General features: G+C 55.1%; 7 protein-coding genes. 6 read left to right on the top strand and 1 reads right to left on the bottom strand.

What is annotated here, in order from left to right; translation table 11 throughout:
* Positions 1–1,085, bottom strand: a 1,085-nt coding sequence (locus BJF95_RS00185) for a polysaccharide biosynthesis/export family protein (protein ID WP_075637426.1), incomplete at its 3' end; no start/stop codon positions are given.
* Positions 1,086–1,394: 309 nt separating this feature from the next.
* Here BJF95_RS00185 and BJF95_RS00180 point away from each other — a divergent pair.
* The 6 genes from BJF95_RS00180 to BJF95_RS23720 form a co-directional block, all read left to right on the top strand.
* The gene (locus BJF95_RS00180) at positions 1,395–2,207 is read left to right on the top strand and encodes an SDR family oxidoreductase (protein WP_075637425.1); all 813 of its coding nucleotides are present in this window, start codon (positions 1,395–1,397) and stop codon (positions 2,205–2,207) included.
* A 103-nt stretch (positions 2,208–2,310) separates the two neighbouring features.
* Positions 2,311–3,162 carry a class I SAM-dependent methyltransferase gene (locus tag BJF95_RS00175; protein ID WP_075637424.1) on the top strand — a complete coding sequence of 284 codons (852 nt, stop codon included), beginning with the start codon at positions 2,311–2,313 and terminating at the stop codon, positions 3,160–3,162.
* 75 nt (positions 3,163–3,237) lie between these two features.
* Positions 3,238–4,287 (top strand): hypothetical protein, encoded by a 1,050-nt coding sequence (locus BJF95_RS00170; RefSeq protein WP_075637423.1) that lies wholly within the window; start codon positions 3,238–3,240, stop codon positions 4,285–4,287.
* Positions 4,288–4,295: 8 nt separating this feature from the next.
* Complete coding sequence (locus tag BJF95_RS00165) at positions 4,296–5,588, top strand: KpsE/RkpR family capsule polysaccharide export protein (RefSeq protein WP_139317337.1); 1,293 nt, start codon at positions 4,296–4,298, stop codon at positions 5,586–5,588.
* A gap of 8 nt (positions 5,589–5,596) precedes the next feature.
* A complete protein-coding gene (locus BJF95_RS00160; RefSeq protein ID WP_075637427.1) occupies positions 5,597–6,250 on the top strand; it encodes an ABC transporter ATP-binding protein in 654 nt (217 codons plus the stop codon).
* 74 nt (positions 6,251–6,324) lie between these two features.
* The coding region (locus BJF95_RS23720) for a KpsE/RkpR family capsule polysaccharide export protein (protein WP_139317336.1) at positions 6,325–7,406 on the top strand (1,082 nt) is incomplete at its 3' end.

Genomic DNA, 7,406 nt, shown 5'->3' with positions numbered 1-7,406 from the left:
GGGTGACGGGACGCGTATATGACGTCGCGGTTTTTGACTTCGAAGGTCTGTCCGATGAGGAGGCTGTCGGCTTTTTCCATGCTGAGGCGGTAGACGACAGGGTATTTTCCGTCCTTGTCGGGCTGCATGCCGTTGGCGAGCAGTTGCTTGACGCGGGCGGGGCCGACGAGATCCATGAGAACTTCGGGCTCTTCGAAGCGGAAGACAAAATAGCCCTTCATGTTGACGGATGTGCTGTCTGCGCCGCCGGCGAGCGCGATGGCTTCAAGCAGGTTGACGTCGCTTGCGCCAAATTCGACGCGCTTGGATGCCTTGACGGAGCCCAGAATGGTGAAGGTCTGCGGATCGCGGTAGACATAGATCTGGTCCTTGGGCTGAACCAGAATGTTTTCCTTCGGATTTTCAATGATATCCTTGAGCAGGACCGAGCCGCGCACATTGTTGCGGGTCAGGCTGACATAGGTCTCGTAAGGCTGTGCCACGGCGCCGCCGACGCGAGCGAGCATATCGAGAATGGTTTCATGACCGAGGCCCAGCGGAATGACGGCGGAGCGGGCAACGGCACCCGAGACCGTGACATCGCGCGAGGACGAGGACACAAGATTGACGAGAACATCAGGCTCGACGGCCTTGTTCTTGAGGGCGGCCACAATGGTCTGGCGCACCTGTTCGAGGGTTTTGCCCACCAGCCGCACGGTTCCGACATAGGGAATGGAGGCCATGCCATTGGGCTGAACAACGATGTCGAGGCTTGCCTGTTTGGAGTTCTCGGTCGAGAACAAACCATCGGCACTGGCCTCAAAAATGGTCACCTTGAGAGCGTCACCAACGCCAATCACCGGCACGCCGGTGGAGCCGCTGACCTTGAAGCGCCTTTGCAGCTTTCTGGCTTGGAAGGCGTGAATGACATTGGCCATTCTGGCATCAACGTCGATCAGCTCAAACACTTCTGCACTGGCACGGCTCTGCTGGGCAGCGGAGCGTCCGGCTTCTCCAACAATATCACTGGCGAGAGGTCCATCGGCGGGCACCATTTGACAGCCCGATAACGCTACGCAGGACAAAATGACAATCGCTTGTTTCAATTATAAAAGTCCCCGTCGTTTCCGCGATTGTCAAAGCATATTTCTGCCGGACCGGCAAGGTCCACCTTGCTCAATGCCGGGTTTTACACGCCCTGTGAGGGGCGCGCATGCCCCGACACGGCACACTTGCGCACCAGAACCCATCATCGTTACAGACGACATTTTTTTCAGGATTGGCACAGATCTATTACAGATCTATTAAAGTTTAACCGCGTGAAGAGACAGTCCAGTAACCTATCGTAACCCAATCTAACCTCATCCATCCCATCCGACCCGCTGACGGATCGGATCATCGCAAGGCTTGTTGATATGGCGCATATCATGATCACCGGAGGCTCCAGCGGCATTGGGCTGCAGATTGCAAGGCTTTTGGTGCAGCGTGGCGAACGCGTCAGTTTGCTGGCACGCGACCCAGCCAAGCTCGAAGCGGCAAAACACGCCTTGCAAAGCCAATATCCGGACAGCCGCCCGGTTCACATCCAAGCTGTCGATGTCACCGATGGGGCAGCACTGCACGCGGCCGTCATGGACTGTGTTGCCAGCCAAGGTGCCATCGACACATTGATCGCATCAGCAGGCATGATTGTCCCCGGCAGCTTCCTCGATCAAACGGCGGGCGATTTTAACAGCCAGATCGATACCAATCTGATCGGGGTCGCCAATGCCATCCGGGCGGTCTATCCTTCCATGATCGCGGCCGGGCGCGGCACGATCACGATTATTTCATCGGGTGCGGCCTTGCTGGGCATACCGGGCTATACGGCCTATTGTGCCTCCAAATATGGATTGCGCGGCTTGGCAACCGCCCTGCGGCTGGAGGCAAAGCCCAAAGGCGTTTCGGTGTGCATTTGTTTTCCGCCCGATACCGACACACCGCAATTTCGACAGGAAATTGCGCAACGTGGCCCCGAAACCAAACGCTTTTTGGGACCGCCCAAACCATGGCCGGTCGAAACCGTTGCCAAACATATTGTGAAGGGCATGGATGCGGGCAAAGGAGAAATCTTTTTCGGCTTTGACATGATGATGCTGGATAAACTGGGGCCCATCATTCGCCCTATCCTTGAAAAAGCATACGAGAGGCGCAACAAGAAACACATTGGCGCACAAGAAGGGCGTTGAAGATGACGCCTCGTGTGCCTAATAAGGTTCGCTGTAGCGCGCCCTTTGGTTCGCACACCCTCAATCGGAAAGCCCGGGCCCGGGTCTTTCGCAGGAAGTTTTGATGAATATTTCATATTTGCAAGCGCGTCTCCTCGCAAAGCTCAAGGGCCTGTTTGCGCCGTCCGAAGCGCCAGAGGGGTTTTCGCAATATGAGTTGCGCCTACCGCAGCATCAAAACGCCATCGATGCCTTGCCCGGCTGGAATTCGTCCTTTCCGCAAGAGTTCAATCTGACGGCTGGCACGATTCCGCTGTTTGCCGATGACCGGATCTTCAAAATGCTGGAGGCCGTTGGCACGTTGGAAGGCAAGACCGTCCTGGAAGTCGGTCCGCTGGAAGGCATGCACACCTATATTCTCAACCAGCGTCGTCCGGCGCACATCGACGCGATTGAGGCCAACAAGCAATGTTTCATGCGCTGTCTGGTCACCAAGGAAATCCTCAAGCTCGACCGCGCCGTCTTTTATCTGGGCGATATTCAAAACTGGCTGCAGGCATCGGAGCACATTTATGATCTGACGCTGGCGTCAGGCGTGCTCTACCACATGCCCGATCCGGGCGAGTTTCTGAGGCTGTTGGCCGAACACTCGCGAAGCCTGTTTTTATGGACGCACTATTACGACGAAACTGTCATGCCCAAGGCCGATGTGCGTCACACGCCCTTTAGCGGCAATATGGAGGTGCGCAACATTGCCGGTCTGGATGTGCGCTATTTCGAGCGCAGCTATCAATTTGCCAATATGAGCGCCTCCTTTTGCGGCGGCATGAAAGATCGACACTACTGGATGCACCGGGAGGATATTTTGAAGCTTCTGACCCATCTCGGCTTTCAGGATATTGTGGTGCAGAGTGAAGAACCTCTGCACACCGGCGGCCCCTGTTTTTCCGTGTTTGCAAGACGCACATCATATTGATTACAGCAATGATGGGCGCTGCAGCGAACCTTTGCGTACTTTATAAAGTGCGCGGTGCGGTATGGAGATGACGGCGTGTTGTTCAACATCGAATTTGACCACGGAGATGCGTTGGAAGGCTATCTGGTTCCCGATGGCTTCTCAGATCAGCCCTCCATTATCGTCAGGCGCGATGACGGCAGCGAACTTATGCTGGCTTGCGATCAGGAGCGGCCAGCGGTGGTGCAATCGGGCCGCCACGCAACAGGTCTTGTCGGCTTTCGCCTTGATGCGCAGATCATGCCGGATCTTGCCTTGCAAACCCGGCTGTTGATTTCGGATGCAAAATCCGGCCTTTTGATCTATCGGCGGCCAAGTGCCGACAATCCCTTGAACCTCAAACTGCTGCAATTGCAATTGACCCTGCTGCCCATGGTCAAGTTTGACATGTTCTGCTCGGAGTTCTTTCAATTCTCGGTGTCGACCGTCGAGCGCTTTGGCCACGAAACCACGCTGCAGGCCTTTCATTTGAACAACACGCCTTCAATCTACATCAGCGGGCGTGTGCTGTTTCGCAATTATGAAGAATTTCTCGACAAAGGCTTCAAGGTTGTCGCCAATATTCCAGACCCCTATTACGAGATGGCCACCCGGCTGTTTATGATCAAGCGTCTGTCGAAACACACCTTTTCTTTCTTAGGCGAGCGTGACCGGATTTTGCTTTCGCCTGCGGTCGAATATTTTGCCGACATCAACCTTGGCGACAAAAAAGAGATCGCCCGCGCCTTGAAAAAAGCCCATGATCGCGTGGCCAACATCTTTCGATCGCCGATCACCCGGCAACTGGTGTGCACCCACCCCGAGCAAACCGTGACCCGCCGCGAAGTGGCACCCGCCATTGATGCGCTATCGCGCTTTGCCGTGATTGGCTATGGCTATAACAATAATCACTTTCAAGACGAGGTTGGTGCTATGCTGGGTGTGCCGGGGCATGAAGTGCCGATCTTTCCCCAACAATCGGTCTTGAGTGAACTTGCCACAATCTTGCGCGATATTCCCATCGCAGAAATGTGGCTGGAAGAGGATATCATCTTGGACTATTACGTCAGGCAAGCCGTCGCACCCTATATTGCGCTTGATGGTTAGGTAAAACCATGGTGACCTTGCACGTCAAAGACCGAACAAAACAATCTGGTAAGTTGGCTGGTAAGCTGGCAGGCACGCAGGATGTCGAAGAGGCTCCATCGCGGGGTTTCTGGTTGCGGCCCTATGCGCTGTTCAAGAGAGTGCCTGCCAAGATCGAGCAAGACGATGCGCTGGACCAGCTGGGAAGCGAAGCTAGCGCAGACACCAAAGCTGGCGGCAAGCCACCATGGTTGCTGATCAGCTTCATGCTCATGGTTTTGGTGCCAGCCCTTGCCAGCTTCCTCTATTTCGTCGGCATTGCCTCTGATCAATACACCGCTGAAGCCCGCTTTGCCGTGCGCTCGCTGTCCGACAGTGGTTTGGGCGAAAGGGTCGATACCGGCCTGATGAACATGCAAGCCGCCCCGCAAGACGCCTATGTGGTCACCAGCTTCATTCACTCCGCCGAAATCCTGCGGCGCTTGAAAGGCGAGATCGATTACCGCACCATCTTTACCGATCCGAATGCCGATTATTGGTCGCGCTTTGATCCCAAGGGCTCAGAAGAGGATTTTCTGAAATACTGGGATCAGCATGTCACCTCCTATATTGATGGGCCCTCCGGCATTGTCACGCTGACGGTGCGCACCTTTCGCCCCGAAGATTCGGTCAAGCTCGCCAATGCCATTTTGCAGCAAAGCGAAAAGCTCGTAAACGAAATCACGCTACGCGCCCGCGATGATCTGCTGGCCAGTTTTCGCAACGAAGTCACCCGCACCAAGGCCAATTATCTGGACGCCCTGAACGATTTCAACGGGTTTCAGCAAAAATCAGGCCTGTTGAGCCCAGACGTGCAGGCCAAGCAGGCGGGCAAGCTGCTGACGGGGCTGGTTGCGCAAAAGCTGGAGCTGGAAACCCGCCTGTTTGTGCTCAAAGAGTCAGATGGCAGCGATTCTCCACGCTACAAACAAATGCAGCGCGCCAAGGACAGTCTCGATGGCCAGATTCAGGACATGCAGTCGCAATTGGTCGGATCGGGCAACAATTCGCTCGTCAATGTGATTGCCGGTTTCTCAAAGTTAGAAACCAACCGGCAGGTCAGCGAAAAACTCTATGAGGCAGCAAGGCGAAACTATGATCTGGCCTTTGCCGCCGTCTCGCGCAAGGCGCTCTACCTCACCGTCTTTGTGCCGCCAGCCCTGCCTCAAGATGCCCTCTATCCAAAGCGCATCGTTTCGCCCTTCCTGATCTTGCTGGGTCTGCTCGTCTTTTGGGCAACGCTCTGTTTGATTTGGGCCTCCGTTGAAGATCACATGTTGTGAGGTCCGATGTGATAAAATTCAACAACGTCTCAAAACACTTCAAAGCCAGGCACCACAAGAAAATCATTCTCGATCAGGTCAATGTCGTGTTCGAGTCCGGCTATTCCTATGGCCTGCTTGGCGTCAACGGCGCTGGCAAATCAACCAGCCTCAGCATGATTGCCGGAACACTTTTGCCCAACTCTGGGCGCATTACCAAAAATGTGCGCGTCTCCTGGCCGCTGGGCTTTGCCAATGGCTTTCACCATGAGATGACCGGCAAGGAAAATCTCAACTTCGTGGCGCGGGTCTATGGCGAGGATGTGCGCCGGGTTGGCCGCTTTGTTGAGGAGTTCGCCGAGCTTGGCGATTATATCAACGCCCCGGTGCGCACCTATTCCTCCGGCATGATGGCGCGCCTGGCCTTTGGCCTGTCCATGGCCATTGATTTTGACTGCTATCTGATCGATGAAATCACCTCCGTGGGTGATGCCCGGTTTCAGGAGCGCTGCAAAGTGGCGTTTGAACACAGACGCGCCAATTCCGATATCATCATGGTTTCCCATTCCATGGATACAATTAAAGACTATTGCGATAAAGGGATGCTGCTGGTCGATGGGCGCATCATCGTTTATAATGATGTCGAACACGCCATCGAGGCCTACTATCGCTTGAACCGGTAAGCCATGGTTTGTCCCTTTAGCATCAAACTTCAGCGGGTGGCGTTTTCTTGACGGACAGCATCGAAAATTCAAAAATGTCCGATTCCGACGGTCTCGGCGTCAAAAATGGTCGCGCAATCGCAGCCCGCCTCTCGGTTGCCGCCAGAAAGCTGCGCTTTTCCACCTCCAAGCGCAGTGATCTCTATGCCGCCGTGGGCCTGCGCCCAAGGCTGATGGACCGCGTCTTCAAAGCCGCCTTCATCATCGCCACCATTTTTCTGCTGATCATGCCGATCATCATCAGCACACTTTATTTCGGCTTCATTGCCTCCGATCAGTTCGAATCCGAGACTCGTTTCACGGTGCGGCCATCCTCGCCCGCCCTTGGCACGGATCAGGTCGGCAACGTGGCTGGCATGCCTGGGGTTGAGCTTTTCCAAGACACGCAAATCGTCATGAATTTCATCAGCAGCCGCGAGATCATTGATGTCTTGAAAAAGCGCCTGGATTTCCACACCCTGCTTGGCGGACCACATGTCGATTGGGTCGCGCGCCTGCCAAGTGACGCAACCGAAGAAGACCTCCTGCGCCACTGGAACCGCATGGTTTCCGTCTCCGTCACCCCCTCCAGCGGCATCATCACCCTCAAGGTGCGCGCCTTTAGTCCTGAGGACGCGCAAAGCTTGGCCAAAGACATTGTGAAAGCCGCCGAAACCGTGGTCAACAATGTCAATGACCGCATCTGGAGAGATGTCACCGCAACCGCCCAGCACAATCTCGATCATGCCAGCGTCGAGCTGCAAGCGGCGCGTGAAAAGCTCGCCCAAGCCCAAAACAACAATGGCGTTCTCACCGTGGAAGGCAGCTCCGACGTGATCACCAATCTGATCTCCTCCGTCGAAGGCGATCTTTTGAAACTGCAGCAGCGCTATCAGACGCAAAGTTCCATGGTGTCAAAAACCGCCCCGCAAATGCGCGTGCTGCAACGCGAAATCGACAGCAAGCAAAGCCAGCTCGATGACCTCAAACAACGCCTGGCTGGTCAGCAGGGCGAAACCAAAAACCTCGCCTCGATCTCGCAAGACCTCTCCCAGTTGCAACTGGCCCAAAGCCTCGCCCAACAACAATTCGCAGCCGCCGTCAAATCCTTCGAACAAATCCAGTTCGTCAGCAAACA

It is taken from the genome of Rhizobium oryziradicis, assembly GCF_001939045.1.
GTDB classification, from domain to species: domain Bacteria; phylum Pseudomonadota; class Alphaproteobacteria; order Rhizobiales; family Rhizobiaceae; genus Allorhizobium; species Allorhizobium oryziradicis.
This window is presented reverse-complemented; position numbering and strand designations above follow the sequence as displayed.